The 17,674-nt window shown below is 69.0% G+C and carries 18 protein-coding genes; 5 read left to right on the forward strand and 13 right to left on the reverse strand.

From position 1 onward, the window contains the following. Positions 1-2: 2 nt before the first annotated feature. The 6 genes from LTT66_RS15490 to LTT66_RS15515 all read right to left on the reverse strand — a co-directional run bounded on the left by LTT66_RS15490 (position 3) and on the right by LTT66_RS15515 (position 7,442). The gene (locus LTT66_RS15490; RefSeq protein ID WP_233068110.1) at positions 3-1,400 is read right to left on the reverse strand and encodes an FAD-binding oxidoreductase; all 1,398 of its coding nucleotides are present in this window, start codon (positions 1,398-1,400) and stop codon (positions 3-5) included. 215 nt (positions 1,401-1,615) lie between these two features. Continuing rightward, complete coding sequence (locus LTT66_RS15495; RefSeq protein WP_233068111.1) at positions 1,616-2,671, reverse strand: acyl-CoA dehydrogenase family protein; 1,056 nt, start codon at positions 2,669-2,671, stop codon at positions 1,616-1,618. A gap of 142 nt (positions 2,672-2,813) precedes the next feature. Then, complete coding sequence (locus LTT66_RS15500) at positions 2,814-3,845, reverse strand: acyl-CoA dehydrogenase family protein (RefSeq protein WP_233068113.1); 1,032 nt, start codon at positions 3,843-3,845, stop codon at positions 2,814-2,816. Continuing rightward, positions 3,842-4,984: an acyl-CoA dehydrogenase family protein gene (locus LTT66_RS15505; RefSeq protein WP_233068115.1), complete on the reverse strand. Its 1,143-nt coding sequence runs from the start codon at positions 4,982-4,984 to the stop codon at positions 3,842-3,844. Before LTT66_RS15505 ends, LTT66_RS15500 begins: the two co-directional genes overlap by 4 nt. Further along, positions 4,984-5,889 carry an enoyl-CoA hydratase gene (locus LTT66_RS15510; RefSeq protein WP_181719000.1) on the reverse strand — a complete coding sequence of 302 codons (906 nt, stop codon included), beginning with the start codon at positions 5,887-5,889 and terminating at the stop codon, positions 4,984-4,986. Before LTT66_RS15510 ends, LTT66_RS15505 begins: the two co-directional genes overlap by 1 nt. Beyond that, positions 5,889-7,442 (reverse strand): FadD3 family acyl-CoA ligase, encoded by a 1,554-nt coding sequence (locus LTT66_RS15515; RefSeq protein WP_269822015.1) that lies wholly within the window; start codon positions 7,440-7,442, stop codon positions 5,889-5,891. The genes LTT66_RS15510 and LTT66_RS15515 overlap by 1 nt, the downstream gene beginning before the upstream one ends. Positions 7,443-7,604: 162 nt before the next feature. Between LTT66_RS15515 and LTT66_RS15520 the strand changes: the two genes are divergently transcribed. The 5 genes from LTT66_RS15520 to LTT66_RS15540 all read left to right on the forward strand — a co-directional run bounded on the left by LTT66_RS15520 (position 7,605) and on the right by LTT66_RS15540 (position 12,372). Beyond that, the gene (locus LTT66_RS15520) at positions 7,605-8,735 is read left to right on the forward strand and encodes an acyl-CoA dehydrogenase family protein (RefSeq protein WP_269822023.1); all 1,131 of its coding nucleotides are present in this window, start codon (positions 7,605-7,607) and stop codon (positions 8,733-8,735) included. After that, on the forward strand, positions 8,732-9,547 hold the full coding sequence (locus LTT66_RS15525; protein ID WP_233068117.1) for an SDR family oxidoreductase: 816 nt from the start codon (positions 8,732-8,734) through the stop codon (positions 9,545-9,547). Before LTT66_RS15520 ends, LTT66_RS15525 begins: the two co-directional genes overlap by 4 nt. A 199-nt stretch (positions 9,548-9,746) precedes the next feature. After that, complete coding sequence (locus tag LTT66_RS15530; RefSeq protein ID WP_233068119.1) at positions 9,747-10,520, forward strand: hypothetical protein; 774 nt, start codon at positions 9,747-9,749, stop codon at positions 10,518-10,520. A 30-nt stretch (positions 10,521-10,550) separates the two neighbouring features. Beyond that, the gene (locus LTT66_RS15535) at positions 10,551-11,168 is read left to right on the forward strand and encodes a TetR/AcrR family transcriptional regulator (RefSeq protein WP_233069275.1); all 618 of its coding nucleotides are present in this window, start codon (positions 10,551-10,553) and stop codon (positions 11,166-11,168) included. A 10-nt stretch (positions 11,169-11,178) separates the two neighbouring features. Beyond that, complete coding sequence (locus LTT66_RS15540; protein ID WP_408638803.1) at positions 11,179-12,372, forward strand: acetyl-CoA C-acetyltransferase; 1,194 nt, start codon at positions 11,179-11,181, stop codon at positions 12,370-12,372. 97 nt (positions 12,373-12,469) lie between these two features. Here the strand turns inward: LTT66_RS15540 and LTT66_RS15545 are convergent, their stop codons facing one another. The 7 genes from LTT66_RS15545 to LTT66_RS15575 all read right to left on the reverse strand — a co-directional run bounded on the left by LTT66_RS15545 (position 12,470) and on the right by LTT66_RS15575 (position 17,522). Then, entirely contained in the window at positions 12,470-12,976 is a 507-nt protein-coding gene (locus LTT66_RS15545; RefSeq protein WP_233068121.1) for a hypothetical protein, read from the reverse strand. 152 nt (positions 12,977-13,128) lie between these two features. Continuing rightward, entirely contained in the window at positions 13,129-13,908 is a 780-nt protein-coding gene (locus LTT66_RS15550) for an ESX secretion-associated protein EspG (RefSeq protein ID WP_233068123.1), read from the reverse strand. Next, positions 13,901-15,181: a hypothetical protein gene (locus LTT66_RS15555; RefSeq protein WP_233068139.1), complete on the reverse strand. Its 1,281-nt coding sequence runs from the start codon at positions 15,179-15,181 to the stop codon at positions 13,901-13,903. Before LTT66_RS15555 ends, LTT66_RS15550 begins: the two co-directional genes overlap by 8 nt. Then, entirely contained in the window at positions 15,178-15,558 is a 381-nt protein-coding gene (locus LTT66_RS15560) for a hypothetical protein (RefSeq protein WP_233068141.1), read from the reverse strand. The genes LTT66_RS15555 and LTT66_RS15560 overlap by 4 nt, the downstream gene beginning before the upstream one ends. Before the next feature lie 9 nt (positions 15,559-15,567). Next, a complete protein-coding gene (locus LTT66_RS15565; RefSeq protein WP_233068143.1) occupies positions 15,568-16,149 on the reverse strand; it encodes a DUF3558 domain-containing protein in 582 nt (193 codons plus the stop codon). Between the two features lie 344 nt (positions 16,150-16,493). Beyond that, entirely contained in the window at positions 16,494-16,916 is a 423-nt protein-coding gene (locus tag LTT66_RS15570; RefSeq protein ID WP_233068145.1) for a DUF4254 domain-containing protein, read from the reverse strand. Between the two features lie 78 nt (positions 16,917-16,994). Beyond that, positions 16,995-17,522, reverse strand: coding sequence for a DNA-directed RNA polymerase subunit beta (locus LTT66_RS15575; protein ID WP_233068147.1), 528 nt, complete (start codon positions 17,520-17,522; stop codon positions 16,995-16,997). Positions 17,523-17,674: the final 152 nt, after the last annotated feature.

The following is a 17,674-nucleotide window of genomic DNA, read 5'->3' on the forward strand; positions in this document are numbered from 1 at the left end:
GGTCAGCCGGGGGCGATGTTGGCGTTGCGGTGGAAGACATTGCCCGGGTCGTAGCGGGACTTGATTCGGGCCAGCTTCGCGTATTTGGCGCTTCCGTAGGATTCGCGGACCCGGCTGTGATCGGCGTCCGCCATGAAGTTCACGTAGCCGCCGTGGTTGGACGCCATGGGGCGCAGCGCTTCCCACGTCCTGCGCACCCAATCCCGGTCGAGGGCGAGTGTCTCGGCGTCGGGAGCGATCGCGTTGATATTGCACCCGTAATGCGGGGTGCGCGCGCCACCGAATGCCGTGTCGTCCTCGCCGACAGTGCTGAACGCGCCGTTGAGCGGAAAGATCGGCATGAACGACAGTGGCGCGGTTTTCTCGGCGGCCTTCTCGGTGAGCACCGCGATGACGTCGTTCGAGAAATCGTCCAGGTCGAGCGCCTTCTCGTACCCGCGGATGCCCCACGGCGCCGCTTCGTCGAGCATTCGCTGCAGTCCGGTATACGGGATCGGGCTGATGAATTCGAACAGCGGCGGCAATGCGTCCCGGATCGGCGCGACCGCGGCGGCGTGCTCCTGCGCGGTGCCGAAACCGACGACGATCAGGGCGTGGCCCGCGCGGCCGTGGTATCGCTCCGGGACGAAGGGCGCGGGCGGCGCCGACATCGCCAGCGCTATCAACGCTCCCGACCGGCGCGGCAGCGTGGGAATGAACTCGCGGATCAGTCGGAGTGCGTCGGTGCCGTCCGGCATGTCCCAGAAGAACAAGCCGAGATTCACTTCCGGGCCGACGTGATGCAGGCGGTACTCGAATTCGGTGACCACGCCGAAATTCCCGCCGCCGCCGCGCAATGCCCAGAACAATTCCGCATACTCGGTCTCCGACGCCCGCACCACCTGGCCGTCGGCGAGGACCACCTGCGCCGAGACGAGATTGTCGATGGCCAGCCCGGCCATCCGGGTCAGCCAGCCCATGCCGCCGCCGAGGGTGAGGCCGCCGACGCCGGTATCGCTGATCACCCCGCCGGTCACCGCCAGCCCGTGCGCCTGGGTCGCGGCGTCCAGGTCGGCCATTGTCGCCCCGCCGCCGACGCGGGCGCGCTCGGTCTCCGGATTCACCGCGACGCCCTTCAGTGCGCTGAGGTTGATCATCAGGCCGCCCTCGCCGACGGCGGTCCCGCTGTAGGAGTGGGCGCCGCCGCGAACGGATATCTCCAGCCCGCGGTCCCTGGCGAAGGCCAACGCCGCGGCCACGTCGCGGGGCGACAGGCACTGGGCGATCACCGCCGGGTGCCGGTCGATGTCCGCGTTCCAGACGGCGCGGGCTCGGTCGTATCCGGTGTCCGCGGGGCCGTAGACCGGCCCGTCCATGGTGGACCGCAATACCTCGAGATCGGAATTCACTGTTTGCGTCATGGCATCCTCCCGGCTGGTAGGCCCCGACGACTTGTTGGAGGCGAGCCACAATCTGGACTCGCTACGGCACCGATTCCGACCTGCGGTGCCACTGGTAAACGCACCCCCGAGCATGCGCATGTGGCGCGTGTCACATCTTAGTTCATCGCGTCCGCACCGGACAGAAATCCGGACAGGGCGCACCGCCGATCACAGCGGCGCGCCGCTGCCCCGGGTCATGCGGGCTGCGTCACCGGACGGTGTGCGGCGCCGAACAGCTGGGCATCCGCGTGGGCACGCTTGAAGAACAGATGCGCGTCGTGCTCCCAGGTGATCGCGATGCCACCGTGCAACTGGACGGTCTCGGCCGCGATCGCGGTGAGCGCCTCCGAGCAGTGCACGCGGGCGGCCCAGACGTCCTCGGCGGCCGAGGGGCTGTTCGCGGCCACCGCCGCGGTGGCCGCGACGGACGCGGACCGGGCCGATTCCAGCAGCACGTACATGTCCGCCATGCGGTGCTTGAGCGCCTGGAAGCTGCCGATCACCCGCCCGAACTGCACACGGGACTTGGCGTAGTCCACCGTCATCTCGAGGCAGCGGTCCGCCGCGCCGACCTGCTCGGCGGCGAGCGCGGCCCACGCGATCTCCCGCAGCCGGGCAATGGTCGCCGCCGCGTCACCCGAGCCGAGCCGTCGCGCCGGTACTGCGGCGAAGCCGACTTCGGCGAGCTTGCGGGTGGGGTCCATGGTGGGCGCGGATCGCCGGGTGACGCCCGGTGCGGTGGGCTCGACCTCGAAGAGACCGGTCGGGGTCACCACCACGAGGATGTCCGCGGCCATCCCGTCGAGCACGTAATGCGCGGTCCCGGCGAGGGCGCCGTCCGTCTCGCGCACACCCGGCTCGTCCCAGCCGCCCTCGCCCGCCCAGCAGACCGCGATCGTGCGCGTGCCCTCCGCCACCTCGGGCAGCAGCCGCGCGCACGCCCGCGCGTCGCCCGACAGCAGCACCGCCTGCCCGCCGAGAACGGCGGAGCCGAGCATCGGCACCCCGGCGAGTGTGCGGCCCAATTCGCCCACGACCAGCAGGGATTCGACCAGGCTCGCGCCGAAGCCGCCGTACTCCTCGGGAATCGCCAGCGCGGCGACGCCGATCTGCTCGCACAGCAGCCGCCACAGCGCCGGGTCGTAGCCGAGTTCGGTGTCCATCGCCGCGCGCACGGCCGCGGACCCGGCGTGCTTGGTCAGCAGCGCCCGGACCGACGCGAGGAATTCCTGGTGTTCGGCGGTGCTCATCGGTGTCCTTTCGCGCATGAGCGGGTGCGCCGCGTGGTTACGCTTCGCTGCCGTCTCCGGGCCCGACCGCTCATGCTGTGCCCGTATCCGGCATGAGCGGGGCCCTCCGTCGTCACGCTCCGCCGCCTCAGGGATCGACCGCTCATGCGATGCCTCGCTCGGCGCGCTCCCGGTCGGTGTCCTCCCGCAGCGCCCGTGCGATCCGGGCGCGATGCACATCCGATGTGCCCCAAGCTGATCGCAGCGCGGTCACCTTGGTCAACCACAGCGAAAGGCCGTACTCGGCGGTGTAGCCGATCGCGCCGTGCACCTGGAGGGCGGCGCGAGCCGCGCGGTGAGCCGCGTCGCCGCAGGCGATCACTGCGGCCGAGACGTCCCGGCCACGGGTGGGGGAAGTCATGGTCAGCGCTGCCCGGTAGAGCAGTGGTTCGGCCAGGTCCAGCGCGATCAGCACGTCCGCGAGCTTCTGCTTCACGGCCTGGAACTCGCCGATCGGCTTGCCGAACTGCTTGCGCTGCTTGGCGTATTCGGTCGACGCGTGCAGCAGGGCCCTACCGGCGCCGAGCAGCTGCGCCGCGCAGGCCAGCGCGCCGGTGTCGAATCCCGCGGCGGCCGCCGCGCGGACCTGCTCGCCCTCGGCGACGGTCTCGAGCGCGGTCACCGCGAACAGGCGGCGCGCGGGATCGATCGAGCGCACCAGACCGGCGCGGTGTCCGGTGGCCAGCTGGTTCGCATCGGCCAGCAGGACCACCTCGGCGGCGTCGGCGTCCAGCGCGACGCCGCCGGGGCCGGGTGCGGCGAAAGCGACGGTGCCCAGCGCCGTGCCCTCCGCCAAGCCCGGCAACCATCGCGCGGCCGGCTCGTGGTCCGGAAGTGCTTGCAGCAGAGCAGGAATCGCGGCGGCGGTCTCCACCAGCGGCCCGGGCACGGCTGCCCGGCCGATTTCCTGGAACGCCACGACCAGATCGATCGGCTCGGCGCCGATGCCGCCGTGCCGCTCGGCGACGGCCAGACCGAGCACACCGGCCTCGGCCAGCTGCCGGATCAGCGCACGGCCCGGTCCGCTGTCGCCCGAAGCCCACGCGCGCACGGCGGCGGGCGTGCGCCCCGCCTCCAGCAGCTTGCGCAGGCTGGCGCCGAAGTCGAGTTGTTCGGGGCTGAGCGCGAATCTCATCGGCTGCTTCCTCTCGGTAGTCCGAGCAGCCGCTCGGCGATGATGTTGCGCTGGATCTCGTTGGTGCCCGCGTAGATCGGGCCGGACAGCGCGAACAGGTAACCGTCGGTCCACGGTCCGGAACGCTCCGCGGACGCGCCGAGCACCTCGAGCGCGGTCTCGTGCATGGCGATGTCGAGCTCGGACCAGAACACCTTGGTGATCGAGGATTCCGCGCCCAGCTTGCCGCCCTCGTTCAGCCGGGTGACCGTGCCGAAGGTGTGCAGCCGGTAGGCCTCGCTACCGATCCAGGCGTCCACCACCGCGTCGCGCTGCGCGGTGTTGTCCTGCTCGCCTGCCGCGCGCCACAGCTCGATCAGCCGCTGCGCGGTGGCGCTGAACCGGCCGGGGCTGCGCAGCGAGAGGCCGCGTTCGTTGCTGGAGGTGCTCATCGCCACCCGCCAGCCCTCGCCGGGTGCGCCGATCACGTCGCGGTCGGGCACGAACACGTCGTCGAGGAAGATCTCCGCGAAGCCGGGCTCACCGTCGAGTTGCGGGATCGGGCGCACCGATACGCCGTCGGCGGTCAACGGGAACATCACGTAGGTGAGGCCCTTGTGCCGTTCGGCCTCCGGGTCGCTGCGGAACAGGCCGAAGGCCCAGTCGGCGAAGGCGGCGCGTGAGCTCCACGTCTTCTGGCCGCTCAGCAACCAGCCGCCGCTGGTGCGCCGTGCGGTCGAGCGGATACCGGCCAGGTCGCTGCCCGCTTCCGGCTCGGACCACGCCTGCGCCCAGATGTCGTCGCCGCGGGCCATCCGCGGCATGATCCGCTTCAGCTGCTCGGGTGTGCCGTGTTCGAAAAGCGTCGGCGCCAGCAGGAATATGCCGTTCTGGCTGACCCGCCCCGGCGCGCCCGCCGCGTAGTACTCCTGCTCGAACAGCACCCATTCCAGCAGTGCGGCGTCGCGCCCGCCGAACTCCTCCGGCCAGGAGACCACCGAGAGCCGGGCGTCGGCTAGGGTGCGCTCCCACGCGCGGTGGGCTTCGAATCCCGCTTTCGTGTCCATCGAGGGCAGCGGTTTCGCGGGTTTGTTCGCGGCCAGGAATTCGCGGACCTCCCGCTGGAATTCCTGGGTCGCCTGGTCGAGATCCAGATCCACTACGTCGTTCCGTTCTGTTCTGCGGTGCCCGCGGAAGCCTTCATCGACTTGGCGTTCATGCCGCCGAGCGAGTCGGCGCCGACTTCGGCGTTGTGCGCGTGCGCGAAGTGATGCAGGCCGAAGACCGAGTCCATGCCCGACCGCATGCCCATCAGGTCCTCGGCCTGGTTGACCGCCTTCTTGGTCAGCGCGAGACCGAATTGCGGCATCGTGGCGATCTTTTCGGCCAGCGCCAGCGTCTCGGCCTCCAGATCGGCGCGCGGCACCACCCGGTTGACCATGCCCCACTCCTTGGCCTGCGCGGCGCCGAACCGGTCGCCGGTGAACAGGAACTCCTTGGCCGCGCGCGGACCCATCACCCACGGGTGCGCGAAGTACTCGACGCCCGGAATGCCCATGCGGACCACCGGATCGGAGAAGAACGCGTCGTCGGAGGCGATGATCAGATCGCACACCCAGGCCAGCATGAGCCCGCCCGCGATGCAGGCGCCCTGCACCATGGCGATGGTCGGCTTGGGGATCTCCCGCCAGCGCCTGCACATGCCGAGGTAGACCTCGAGCTCCCGGGCGAAGCGCTGATCGCCGCCGGCCCGGTCCACGTGGTCCCACCAGAGCGCGGCCTTGTTCTGGTACCGCACGTGGTGGTCGCGGCCGGGCGTGCCGATGTCGTGCCCGGCGCTGAAGTGTTTCCCGTTGCCCGCCAGCACGATCACCCCGACCTCGGGGTCCTGCACGGCGCGCTCGAAGGCCGCGTCGAGCGCGTAGGTCATCACCGAGTTCTGCGCGTTGCGGTAGTCCGGCCGGTTCAGCGTGACGATCGCGACGTGACCGCGCCGCTCGTAGGTGACGACCTCACCCTCGTCCGGGATCGCCGGACCTTGGTCCGGGGTTGCCGGTTCCGACATTACGACTTCTCCTCACGTAGTTGACGCTTGAGTACTTTCCCGGCGGCGCTGTAGGGCAGCTGATCGCGGAATTCGACGAACCGCGGCACCTTGAAGTTGGCCAGCACGGTGCCGGCGTGCGCGAGCACCTGTTCCTCGGTGAGGGCGGAGCCGGGCTTGCGCACCACGTACGCCTTGCCCACCTCGCCCATCCGGGTGTCGGGCACGCCGATCACCGCCGACTCGGCCACGCCGTCCAGCCGGGCCAACGCCTGTTCGACCTCGGCGGGATAGACGTTGAAACCGCCGGAGATGTACATGTCCTTGAGCCGGTCGGTGATCTTCAGGTATCCACGGTCGTCGACCGTGCCGATGTCGCCGGTGTGCAGCCAGCCGTCGGCGTCGATCGTCTCCGCGGTGCTGTCCTGGTCGTCCAAGTAACCGAGCATCACGTTCGGTCCGCGCAGCAGCACCTCGCCCGCCTCGCCGATGCGCAGTTCGAAGTCCGCGATCGGCCTGCCGCAGGTGTTCGCGATGGTCTCGGCGTCGTCCTCGACGCGGCACATGGTGCCGAAACCCGCGCTCTCGGACAGGCCGTAGGCGGTGATCACGACATCGAAGGCCAGTTCCGAGCGCATCCGCTCGATCAGCACCACCGGCACCGTCGCCGCGCCGGTGACGGCCACCCGCAGCGAACTCAGGTCGAACTCGGCGCGGCGCGGGAAGTCCAGGATCGTCTGATAGATGGTCGGCGGGCCGGGCAGTACGGTGACCCGCTCCGCGCCGATCAGTCGCATCGTCTCGGGCACGTCGAAGGTGGCCTGCGGGATGATCGTTGCCCCGGTGACCAGGCAGGCGAGGATGCCCGCTTTGTAACCGAAGTTGTGGAAGAACGGGTTCACCACCAGGTACCGGTCGTCGCCGCGCAACGTCGCGCACTCCGCCCAGGCCCGCACCACCGACAGCGCCTGCCGGTGCGCGACCAGGGTGCCCTTGCTGCGGCCGGTGGTGCCGGAGGTGAACAGGATGTCGGACAGGTCCTCCGGGCGCACCGACTCGGCACGTTTCTCCGCGTCGGCCACGGTCACCTGCTCGGCGACGGTCGCGAGTTCCGACCAGTCCAGTGCGGCGATGTCGGTGTTCTCCGTGCCCGGTTCGGCCGGGATCACCACCACCGTGTCGATGGCGAGGTGCGGCGCCGTCGTGCGCAGTTCGGCGAGCCGGTCGCGGCCGAGGAAGGGCCCCGCGATGAACAGCGCCTTCGCGTGCACCCGCCCCAGCACGTCGGCGGCCTCGTCGGCCACATAGCGGGTGTTCAGCGGCACCAGTGCCGCGCCCGCGTAGTGCGCGGCCAGCGCGGCGATCACCCAGTGGTGGGTGTTGGGCGCCCACATGGCCACGCGGTCGCCGGTCCGCACGCCGCGTGCGATGAGGGCCCGCGCCACTTCCTGGACCGCCTCGAGCAGTCCGGCCCAGTCCAGCCGGACCTCGCCGTCGGCGACAGCGGGGGCGTCGCCGAAGGTCCGAGCGGCGTGGTGCAGTGCCATCGGTGTCGTCTGTGCAGGGGTTGTCACGGTTGTCCTTACCGTCGGCGAGCCACTTATGCGAGTGCTCTACAAAGCAAGTGCTTGGTAGGTTATCCTACCGGCGTGGGTGCGATCCAGACCTCAGAATCCGATACCGCCGCGCCGGACGGGCGGTTTTCCGCCGCACAGGACGAGCGATTCGCCGCCGACGTGCGCGAGTGGCTGGAGGAGAACCTCAACGGCGAATTCCGCGAGCTGCGCGGCCTCGGCGGTCCCGGCCGCGAACACGAGGCGTTCGACGAACGCCTGGCCTGGGACCGGCACTTGGCCGCAGCGGGGTGGACCTGCCTGGGCTGGCCGAAGGAGTACGGCGGCCGCGCGGCCACGGTGCGCCAGCAGGTGATCTTCCACGAGGAGTACGCCAAGGCCAACGCGCCCGCGCGGGTGTCGCACGTCGGTGAGGAACTGCTCGGCCCGACCTTGCTCGCCTTCGGCACGCAAGCCCAGAAGGACCGGTTCCTGCCCGGCATCCGCACTGTCAGCGAACTGTGGTGCCAGGGTTACTCCGAACCCGGCGCGGGCTCCGACCTGGCCGCCATCACCACCGCCGCGCACCTGGACGGCGACGAGTGGTCGATCAACGGGCAGAAGATCTGGACCTCGCTGGCGCACGTCGCGGACTGGTGCTTCGTCGTCGCCCGGACCGAGCGCGGGTCCGCCCGGCACAAGGGCCTGTCCTACCTGCTGGTCCCGATGAAGCAGCCGGGCATCGACGTGCGCCCGATCATCCAGCTGACCGGGACCTCGGAGTTCAACGAGGTCTTCTTCGACAATGCCCGAACCGCGGCCGACCTGGTGGTCGGCGAGCCGGGTGACGGGTGGCGCATCGCCATGGGCACGCTCACCTTCGAGCGCGGCATCTCCACCCTGGGCCAGCAGATCCGGTTCGCCCGCGAGCTGGCCGACATCGAGGCGCTGGCCCGCCGCACCGGAGCGGCCGACGACCCGCTGATCGCCGACCGGATCGACCGGGCCTGGGTCGGCCTGCGCGTGCTGCGCGCGCACGCCATGCGCACGATGGAGGGCGCGGGCGTGGACGACGGAGCGGGCCAGGCCTCGGTGGGGAAACTGCTGTGGGCCAACTGGCATCGCGGGCTCGGCGAGCTGGCCATGGCGGTGCTCGGCGCCCGCGGCCTGGTGGCGGGCGAGGACGATCTCAACGAATGGCAGCGGCTGTATCTGTTCACCCGCGCCGACACCATCTACGGAGGTTCGAACGAAGTGCAGCGCAACATCATCGCCGAGCGGGTGCTCGGCCTACCGCGCGAGGCTCGCCCGTGACGACCGGGGCCGGTCGTTCGGGGCCGCTGTCGGTCGCCCCCGCTCCCGTCGCGGGGCACGGCCTGTTGTCCGGCCGCACCGCCGTGATCACCGCGGCCGCGGGCACCGGGATCGGCTCGGCCACCGCGCGCAGGCTGCTGGCCGAGGGCGCGGACGTGGTGGTCTCCGACTGGCACGAGCGGCGGCTGGCGGAGACCGCGACCGAGCTGGCCGCCGAGTTCCCGGACCGGCGGGTCGCCTCGATCGTGTGCGACGTGCAGAGCACCGAGCAGGTGAACGCACTGGTGCGCGGCGCTGCCGAGGCCGTCGGCCGGATCGACGTCATGGTCAACAACGCCGGTCTCGGCGGTGAGACGCCCGTGGTCGACATGACCGACGAGCAGTGGGACCGCGTCCTCGACATCACCCTCAACGGCACCTTCCGCTGCACGCGCGCCGCGCTGGGCTACTTCCGCGCGGCGGGCCACGGCGGCGTGATCGTGAACAACGCCAGCGTGCTCGGCTGGCGCGCGCAGTACGGCCAGGCGCACTATGCCGCCGCCAAGGCGGGCGTGATGGCGCTGACCAGGTGCAGCGCGGTCGAGGCCGCCGAACTCGGCGTCCGGATCAACGCGGTGGCTCCGAGCATCGCCAGGCACGCGTTCCTGGACAAGGTCAGTTCGACCGAGTTGCTGGACCGGCTGTCGGAACGGGAGGCATTCGGCCGCGCGGCCGAGCCGTGGGAGGTCGCCGCGACGATCGCCATGCTGGCCAGCGACTACACCACCTACCTGACGGGTGAGGTGGTCTCGATCAGCAGCCAGCGCGCCTGAGCCGCGCGGTTTTCCGGGCTCGTCCGCTGCGTAGCGGGCGGACGGGCGCGCCCGGCGACCGCCGAGCAGCCCCTTGTTCGGCCGTTCGGGACCGGTCTCGCGCGCCGTATTGCGATCGCCTTCTCGCATCGCGCACCCTGCGCAAAATGGGCGGCTGATCAGCTGGAAAAGCGCGAGCAGGAGGCCGCCGAGGTGTGCCATGCTGGATGAGATCGGATCCGCGCTCTTCAAGGGGGCGATGGCTATGGGCCTGGATCGCCCACCTGCCCGCGAACAACTGGAACTCGACGTGGTGCGCGAAGTCGTGCTGGCCAGGCGACGGCTGGACAGCCTCGTACTCTCGGCGCTCACCCTCGGCGCCGAGCTCATCGAGCACACCTCCGTGCGCACGGTCGCCACGGCCGCCGTGCGCATTCTCGAGCAACACGCCGTCGACGAGGGCGAGGTCGCCCGCGACCCGCGCGGCGCGCTACGGGCCGATCTGGCGCGCGACCGCGAGCGCGCCCACCGCATCGGCCTCAGCGCCGAGGGCGCCGACAGCGAACAGGAGCGCCGCAGGCAGCACCGAACGGCTCTGCTGTGCGAGGTGCGCGCGGACCTGCTCGCGGTGGTCGCGAAATGCCGGAAGTTCCGCTTCGACCGGGTGACCTTCGCGGACGAGATCGCGCAGGGCCTGTGCGCGGCCACCGACAAGCTCGTGATCGGCGCCGATATGGACACCTATCACGCCTGGCAGCGCGGCATGGTGCTCAAGCTGAGCGAGGAACCGGTGCGGGGCGGGCCGCCGCGGGTGATGGCCACGGTGGACGCCGGCCCGGACCGCGGTCAGCTCACCGTCGAGTGGGACAGCTGCGAACGTCGTCTCGCGCTCGTCGCGCGGATGGCGCGGGCGGGCGTCTCGCCGGTCGTCATCTGCGATCGCCTGCTCGCCGACCTCTCGGTCTCCTCGCCGCTGCGCTACTCGGCGAGATAACGCTCGCCCAAGCAAATGCTTGGTTGTATGATGGGCCGCGTGACCGCACCAGACGCCTCCAAATCAGCACGGCGCAGCGAGTTGCTCGCTATGGCGGCCGAATTGTTCGCCGAGCGGGGATTGCGCGCCACCACAGTGCGTGACATCGCCGACGCGGCCGGAATCCTATCGGGCAGCCTCTATCACCATTTCGATTCCAAGGAGTCGATGGTGGACGAGATCCTGCGCGGATTCCTCGACGACCTGTTCGGCCGCTACCGCGAGATCGTCGCCTCCGGTCTGAGTTCGCGAGACACCTTGGAAGCTCTCGTGCTCGCGTCCTACGAGTCGTTCGACCGGTCGCACGCCGCGGTGGCGATCTACCAGGCCGAGGCGAAGCGGCTGCGCGCCTCGGAACGGTTCACCTACATCGCCGACTACAACCGCGAATTCCGCGAGCTGTGGCACCGGGTGCTCACCAACGGCGTCCAGGACGGCAGCTTCCGGGCGGAACTCGACGTCGAACTGGCCTACCGGTTCCTGCGCGACACGGTGTGGGTGGCGGTGCGGTGGTACCAGCCGGGCGGCTCCATCACCGTCGAGAACCTCGCCAAGCAGTACCTGACCATCGTGCTCGACGGGCTCACCGTCCCCGAGCGCACCACGTAGGAGTCCTTACATGTCAGCACCTTCCACGTCCCGTCGTCCGTATGCCCCGCTGCGGGACGCCTACGTGATCGATGCGGTACGCACACCGGTCGGCAAGCGCGGCGGTGCGCTGGCGGGCGTGCACCCGGCCGATCTGGGTGCGGCCGCACTGCGCGGCCTGCTGGACCGCAGCCCGATCGATCCGGGCGTCGTGGACGACGTCATCGTCGGTTGCGTCGACAACGTCGGCCCGCAGGCGGGCAATATCGGCCGCACCATGTGGCTGACCGCCGGATACCCCGAGGAGGTTCCCGGCGTCACGGTGGACCGCCAGTGCGGGTCGAGCCAGCAGGCCATCAATTTCGGCGCGCAGGCGATCATGAGCGGCACCGCTGAGGTGATCGTGGCCGGCGGCGTGCAGAACATGAGCGCGATCCCGATCTCCGCGGCCATGCTCGCGGGCAAGGAGTACGGTTTCGACACCCCATTCGTCGGCGCGCAGGGCTGGGACCACCGCTACGGCACCGGCGAGGTAACGCAGTTCCGCGCGGCCCAGCTGATCGCCCAGAAGTGGGGCATCAGCAGGGAAGAGATGGAGCGCTGGGCGCTGCGCAGCCACGAGCGGGCCCGCGACGCGATCAAGAACGGCCGCTTCGACAACGAGATCGTGCCGGTCGGCGACTTCGGGATCGATCAGGGTCCGCGCGAGACCAGCCTGGAGAAGATGGCGTCGCTGCCGCCGCTGGCCGAGGGCAGCCCGCTCACCGCCGCGGTGGCCAGCCAGATCTCCGACGGCGCCAGCGCCACCCTGCTCGCTTCGGAATGGGCCGTCCAGGAGTACGGGCTGACTCCGCGAGCGCGCATCCACCACGTGAGCGCGCGCGGCGCGGACCCGATCTTCATGCTCACCGCTCCCATTCCGGCGACCAAATGGGCGCTGGAGAAGACCGGTCTCACGATCGACGACATCGACGTCGTCGAGATCAACGAGGCGTTCGCGCCCGTGGTGCTGGCCTGGCTGAAGGAGACCGGGGCCGACCCCGAGAAGGTCAATGTCAACGGCGGCGCCATCGCCCTCGGGCACCCGCTCGGGGCCACCGGCGCGAAGCTTTTCGCGACGCTGCTCAACGAACTCGAACGGATCGAGGGCCGCTACGGCCTGCTCACCATCTGTGAGGGCGGCGGCACGGCCAACGCGACCATCATCGAGCGCTTGCCCCGCTGACCGGCGACGAGCGGCACGTCGGCGAGATCGAGTCGCCCGACGTGCCGCTCGGCACGCGTTGTCGGTCTTCGGCGCCGCACGCGGGGCCGGGTTCAGTTCAGTCGGACTGCACCTCGTGGTCCGACTGACCCTGTGACGAACCGCCGTTGACGGGGTTGCGGCTCGCGGAATTCCCGAAGGAGTCGGTTTCTTCGTCGCTGCGGGCGTCGGGCCTGCCGGAGGGGTCGGTTTCTTCGTCGCCGCGGGCGGTGGTTCCTGCCGACGAGTCCGTCTCCGCGTCGCCACGGGCGGCCGGACTTCCGGACGAGTCCGTGTCCTCATCGGCGCGGGCGGCGGGCTTTCCCGCGCCGCCTTCGCCTTTACCTTTTCCCTTGCCTTTTCCTTTGCCCTTCCCCTTCCCCTTCCCCTTTCCTTTTCCCTTGCCTTCGCCTTCGTCGGCGTTACTCGCGTCGGGTTGTCCCTGCGTTTCGTCCTGTGCCAGATACGCGACCGGCCCACCGCCGATCGTCTCGCTCGCGGCGGGCTGCGCGACGAGTCCCACGGTCAACGCGCCCGCGGCGACCGCCGCTACCGTCACGGCGGTTCGAACGGATGACTTTCCCACTACCAAACCTCCCTGGCGATCGGTTTCGTTGGTGGAGCAGCGCGAAGTTAGCACCGGCGCGAACGCGGTTTCTCGGGCTCGCCGCGCCCTGATCGCCGTCGTGACAAGGTCGACATTCCGCCGTGACGCGCACCCGATTTGTTCGGAAAGTCCTATCGCTGTGAGCGCAGATACTCGTCGTGTTCGCGGTCTTCGCGGTAGTAGCGCTGGGTCAGGGCGGCGAGGCGGTTGATCTCGGCTGCCATGGCGGCGGGTTCGAGGGGCTTGGCGACGATGGGGTCGCCGGTCTTGACGTAGTAGCGGCCGTCCGCGTAGTCCATCCACCAGAACCCGCGTCCGAACCCAGGCCGGGCATCGACAGCTGGGCCCGCGAGTACGGTGATCTCACCGAGGCCGAGGCGTTCGCGTTTGAAGATCCGGTCCAACTGCGCGACGACGCCGATCTCGTACGGCTTGCGAACCGGCCGTTCCCGATCGGCGGCCACTTCTTCCCGGCGCACTTCGATCGGCGCGTGCGTGCCCGCCGGCATCTTGGGCAGCGCGGCAACCGCTTTCGCGGCGATTCGTTGCGCGGCGCAATAACTCACGATCACGTCGCCGCCGGTATCCGGCGCTGTGCCGGGAAGCTGGACCAGAGTGGCACCGAGGCTCCCGCGCACGGCCCCGTGGAAACGGAAGACGATCGACATATCCGGGCCACCCATCCCTTTGGACTCGACGCGCACCTCCGGCTCCAGCAATACGTCGAGCGCACGTTCCAGGTCGACTGCGTATCGACCGAGTAGCGCGTCGACCGCCGCCTCGCGCTGACGCTTCAGGTCGGCGAAATCCATCTCCTCCGGCCGGTATTGCAGCGGGTAGGGCAGGCGGTCGCGACCATAGGCGGCCCAGAGGATCTCGAATTCCTGCCCAGTGAATCGCCAGTCAGCCATTCGGGTTGTCTCCACCGATGACCGGAGGAACCGATTTCGGCAAGGAGTCCAGACCCGTGAGTTCCTCGCCGTTGTGCTGATTGATCAGGTAGTCCTTGACGCCCGAGGTCTCCCGCTCATCGTCCTTGCCGCGCGCCGCCATACCCGGCGCCATGCCGGACGTGCCTGCCGCGCCGGTTCGAGCCACCGGGTGGCCCGTTGCCGTGGCGGCCGGAATCACGCTCGGCTGCTGCGGTACGGCCGGGATATTGCGGCCCGGTGCAGGAGTGCCGGTGGCATTCGGAGTGCCGGGAACGCTCGGCGTGGTGGGACGTAGGGGCGTGTTCGGGCGCGTCGTACCGGGTCGGCCCGGTGCTGTCGGAGCTGTGGTGTTGAGGGCAGGGGCCGGCGTATTGGTGCTGCTCGGTGTGGTCGACGGTGTGTTCGAGGTGGTCTGCTGCACGCTGGTCGGCTGGTCCGCGCCCGCCGGGGTGACCGCCTGCGGCGTGGTGGTGGCCGGGTCGGTCTCGGGCGATCGCTGCCGGTCGCCGTCGGACTGTTCGGTGGACTCCGGTTGCGCGGCTTCGGAACTGTCGGAGGCGGACGTTGCCGACGTACCCGGCTGCGGCCCGGCATCCGCGACGATCTGCGGAGCTGTCGGAAGGACGGGCACGCCGTGGTCGGTCTGAGTGGCCACTTGCCCGTACACCGTGCGCAGGATCCGCCGCGCCTCCTGCGTGGCTTCCTCCTCGGTGTAATCGCCCGCCTTCATGACGCCGTCCTGGGGCAAGGTCTTACCCGTCAGTTCTGGGCGTTCGGTGGCCTGCGGCATCAACGCCTGCGTCTGCTCGAGGCCGGTATGCATCTCGGACAGTTTGAAACTCACCATGGCGGCGGCATCGGCCAGATTCGCCGACTGGTTCCGGTAGTTCGTCACCGCGTCGGCGGCCGCCTTGCCGGATTGCCCCGTCCAGCCGGGATTGGTGCCGTCGCCGGTCACGGTGCGGCCGAACTGCTCGTTGAACGCCTGAATCGCACCGGTCAGATTCATCCCGATGTTCAGCCACGCCTCGGACGCCTCCCGCACCGTCCCCGGCCGCATTGCGTTCACGGCATCGACCATCTGCGCCAACGTCATACTGTCGTAGTTGTCCGGCCCCGGAATCCGCGGCGGCTCGTATTCCCCCTGAAACGACGAACCCAACCGGCTGGTGAAGTCGTAGATCGTGTCGCGCTCCCGATTCCACTGCTCCTGCGCGGCGATGATCCGATCGCGGTACTCCTCGTAGGTCATGGGGTGGCGTCCAAACCGGTGAGCTGGTCAGCTCTGGACTGGTCCAGCTTCACAAAGTTCGCGATGGCTTTGGCGACAACTTCTTTCGCGATCTTCACCGCGTCGATGTGCTGCATGAGGACGGCGTCCAAGGACTGCTCGGTTCCGCTTGATTTCAGCTTGAACTTCTCTTGTAGCGCCACACCGGACGGGAACGGGCCGAACCCGGTGACATCAATGATCCTGTCGGTCATTCGCATGATGTCATCGAGACGATCGAGGTAGTCATCACAAGCTTTATCCAGACCTTTGCCGACATCCGGATGCAGGATCAGCTCACCAGCGTTCGCCTGGTCCAGCAGTCTGCGCCATTCCGCCGGATCGACCCCTACGGCCATCGCCCCTCCTCAGTTCCTGGGCAGGTAACGCACCAGGTCGTCGGCGTGACGACCTGCCTCCTGGCACGGTTCGCCTTGTTTGCCGATCGAATAGCGTGTCGTCACCTTGAAGATGACCGTTCCGTGCGCGTTTTCGACCGCGACACTGCATTTGAGTCGCTTGCTGTCACCGACGTCCAGGTATTGCAGTGCGCGATGCGAGCCCACGGTCAAGGGAGTGAACGACTCCTTGTCCTGACGTTGACGAACTTCGTCCAAAGCGAATGCTCCGGATAGGACACCGAGGTCGTACCATCGCGCCGACGCCTGCCAGCCACAGACCTTCCACCCGGTGAAATCCACACCGGCGACATCCTTCTCTTTGGTCGCCTGGTTGAGGCCGGCGCCGGAGATTGCCGAGTCCGGCAACGTGCACGGATCCCAGAGGGCGGCGTCGGGGTCGGCCGACTTTGACGCTGATGAGGAGGGTGCCGCCACAGCAGTGGTCGTGGTCGCCGAGGGCGAGTCCGTGGAGTCGCCGCATCCCACGACAACAAGAGTGGCACCGACCGCGAGCGCGGCACCGCGCAGAACCTTCCCCCAGCTCGTCATCGGTTCCTCACCGCCGGTGCCGTACCGCATCGACGGGGGTCGGACCGGCTTCTCCGCCCCCTGCAAGCTGAGATCGACGCTACTGGCCCCGTCCCCATGGTTGCAACCAGTTCGGTGCTGATTCCAGCCATCACAATTGTGAAGTCGTGCACCGCTCCTCACCAGCCCCGATCGTGTGCAACGGTGATCGTCTTACGCCCTCAGCGCAGCAGCTCGTACACGTCCATATCCACGCGCCGTGGCAGTGCCTCGAGCTAGGTGGCTCATGTCGGGGCTCGGCCGACCCGCTCGAGGCTGTAGCCACGTGTACGGGAAAGATTGACCTCGGCGCGGCCGGTGTTGCGCTATGGCCCGCCCGGTAGACGGCGGTGTCCTGTACCCACTTCGTCCGTCAGATCTTCGTAGCCGACAGCCAGTTCTGCCAGTTGCTCCCATGCGTCGCCGAGCGACTGCGTGGAGCTGCTGGCGAGTGCGGCGTAGGCGTAAGCGGTGTACTGCGCGAGGCGATCGACCACCGAGCCAACGGTTTCGGTGTGGACTCGTGCCGCGCCCAGAGACGGTCGTAGTCGGGCGGTGACCCACCGGTCGATGTCTCGGACCAGGCGGGTGCGGCATTGATCGATCGATTCGGTTTGTTCGGGCCCTGCGGAGAGGCGGCGTTCGTGCAGTGCGGCGAGGTCCCGTGCGGCACTCAGCAGGGGGTGGTCGTCGTGGGTGTCGCCACGGCAGGCGGCCAAGAGGCGGTGTTTGCCGGGGAAGGGTTCCATCTGGGTCACCGCACTCTGCCGGTTTCGGGCTGGCGAACCTGCGAAAGGGCGAGGCCGCAGGGCGAAGTTCTCACGCGCTCAAGCCCTTTCCCCTCGATGCTTCGGTATGGGCCGCGATGAGCCAGAACCGGGTCGGCGCAGATGTGGCGCGGACGTCTCCCTCGTCAGATGACGGATGGATGCGAGGATCAACTGCCCGGAAGGGCGGTACGCGCCGCACGGGGGCTCGATCCAGTGCCGGAAGCGGGCGCACTTGTCGGTGGGGGACGGCAGCGCGATCTCTCCGCCGACGCGCACCACGGAGACGTCCAAGCGGAACATCTCTGCGAACAGGCGGTCGTCATCGGGCAGATCAGGCCGCACCAAATAGCTCCACCTATGTGAGCGTGGGTGGGACATGATCGGGCCGATACCGTGCCCGCGGCGCTGTAGATCGATCTTCACGAGCTGTCCCAAATGGGCGGGCATCATCAGCGCCCAGACGATTCCGGCCCGAACGACGATGCGGCCCAACTCGGGTGGGTCGATGATCGCGGGCAGGCCGCACACCTGCCGGGAGTACCGGCAGCGGGACACAGGCGTGTCCCCGAACTCCGATTGGTTCATTTCCAGACCTCTGCGCGAGTCGGTGAGCTAGGGTGCGCCCAGCCCTGGAAGTCGGCAGAACCCAGGGGCGGGGGGCGTGGTGGGAAATCGGGGTGGCCCCCTCCTGGGCGCGGAGTCAGCAAAACACCTTTGACCTGCGCGGAGTCCGAAGT

Origin of the sequence: Nocardia gipuzkoensis (assembly GCF_021183645.1) — a bacterium.
Taxonomy (GTDB): Bacteria; Actinomycetota; Actinomycetes; order Mycobacteriales; family Mycobacteriaceae; genus Nocardia; species Nocardia abscessus.

Coding starts and splice junctions, on each gene's coding strand:
- LTT66_RS15490 (WP_233068110.1), bottom strand. CDS start 1,400: ATGACGCAAACAGTGAATTCCGATCTCGAGGTATTGCGGTCCACCATG.
- LTT66_RS15575 (WP_233068147.1), bottom strand. CDS start 17,522: ATGAACCAATCGGAGTTCGGGGACACGCCTGTGTCCCGCTGCCGGTAC.
- LTT66_RS15550 (WP_233068123.1), bottom strand. CDS start 13,908: ATGGCTGACTGGCGATTCACTGGGCAGGAATTCGAGATCCTCTGGGCC.
- LTT66_RS15500 (WP_233068113.1), bottom strand. CDS start 3,845: ATGAGATTCGCGCTCAGCCCCGAACAACTCGACTTCGGCGCCAGCCTG.
- LTT66_RS15570 (WP_233068145.1), bottom strand. CDS start 16,916: ATGGAACCCTTCCCCGGCAAACACCGCCTCTTGGCCGCCTGCCGTGGC.
- LTT66_RS15540 (WP_408638803.1), top strand. CDS start 11,179: ATGTCAGCACCTTCCACGTCCCGTCGTCCGTATGCCCCGCTGCGGGAC.
- LTT66_RS15560 (WP_233068141.1), bottom strand. CDS start 15,558: ATGGCCGTAGGGGTCGATCCGGCGGAATGGCGCAGACTGCTGGACCAG.
- LTT66_RS15555 (WP_233068139.1), bottom strand. CDS start 15,181: ATGACCTACGAGGAGTACCGCGATCGGATCATCGCCGCGCAGGAGCAG.
- LTT66_RS15495 (WP_233068111.1), bottom strand. CDS start 2,671: ATGAGCACCGCCGAACACCAGGAATTCCTCGCGTCGGTCCGGGCGCTG.
- LTT66_RS15530 (WP_233068119.1), top strand. CDS start 9,747: ATGCTGGATGAGATCGGATCCGCGCTCTTCAAGGGGGCGATGGCTATG.
- LTT66_RS15565 (WP_233068143.1), bottom strand. CDS start 16,149: ATGACGAGCTGGGGGAAGGTTCTGCGCGGTGCCGCGCTCGCGGTCGGT.
- LTT66_RS15535 (WP_233069275.1), top strand. CDS start 10,551: ATGGGCCGCGTGACCGCACCAGACGCCTCCAAATCAGCACGGCGCAGC.
- LTT66_RS15510 (WP_181719000.1), bottom strand. CDS start 5,889: ATGTCGGAACCGGCAACCCCGGACCAAGGTCCGGCGATCCCGGACGAG.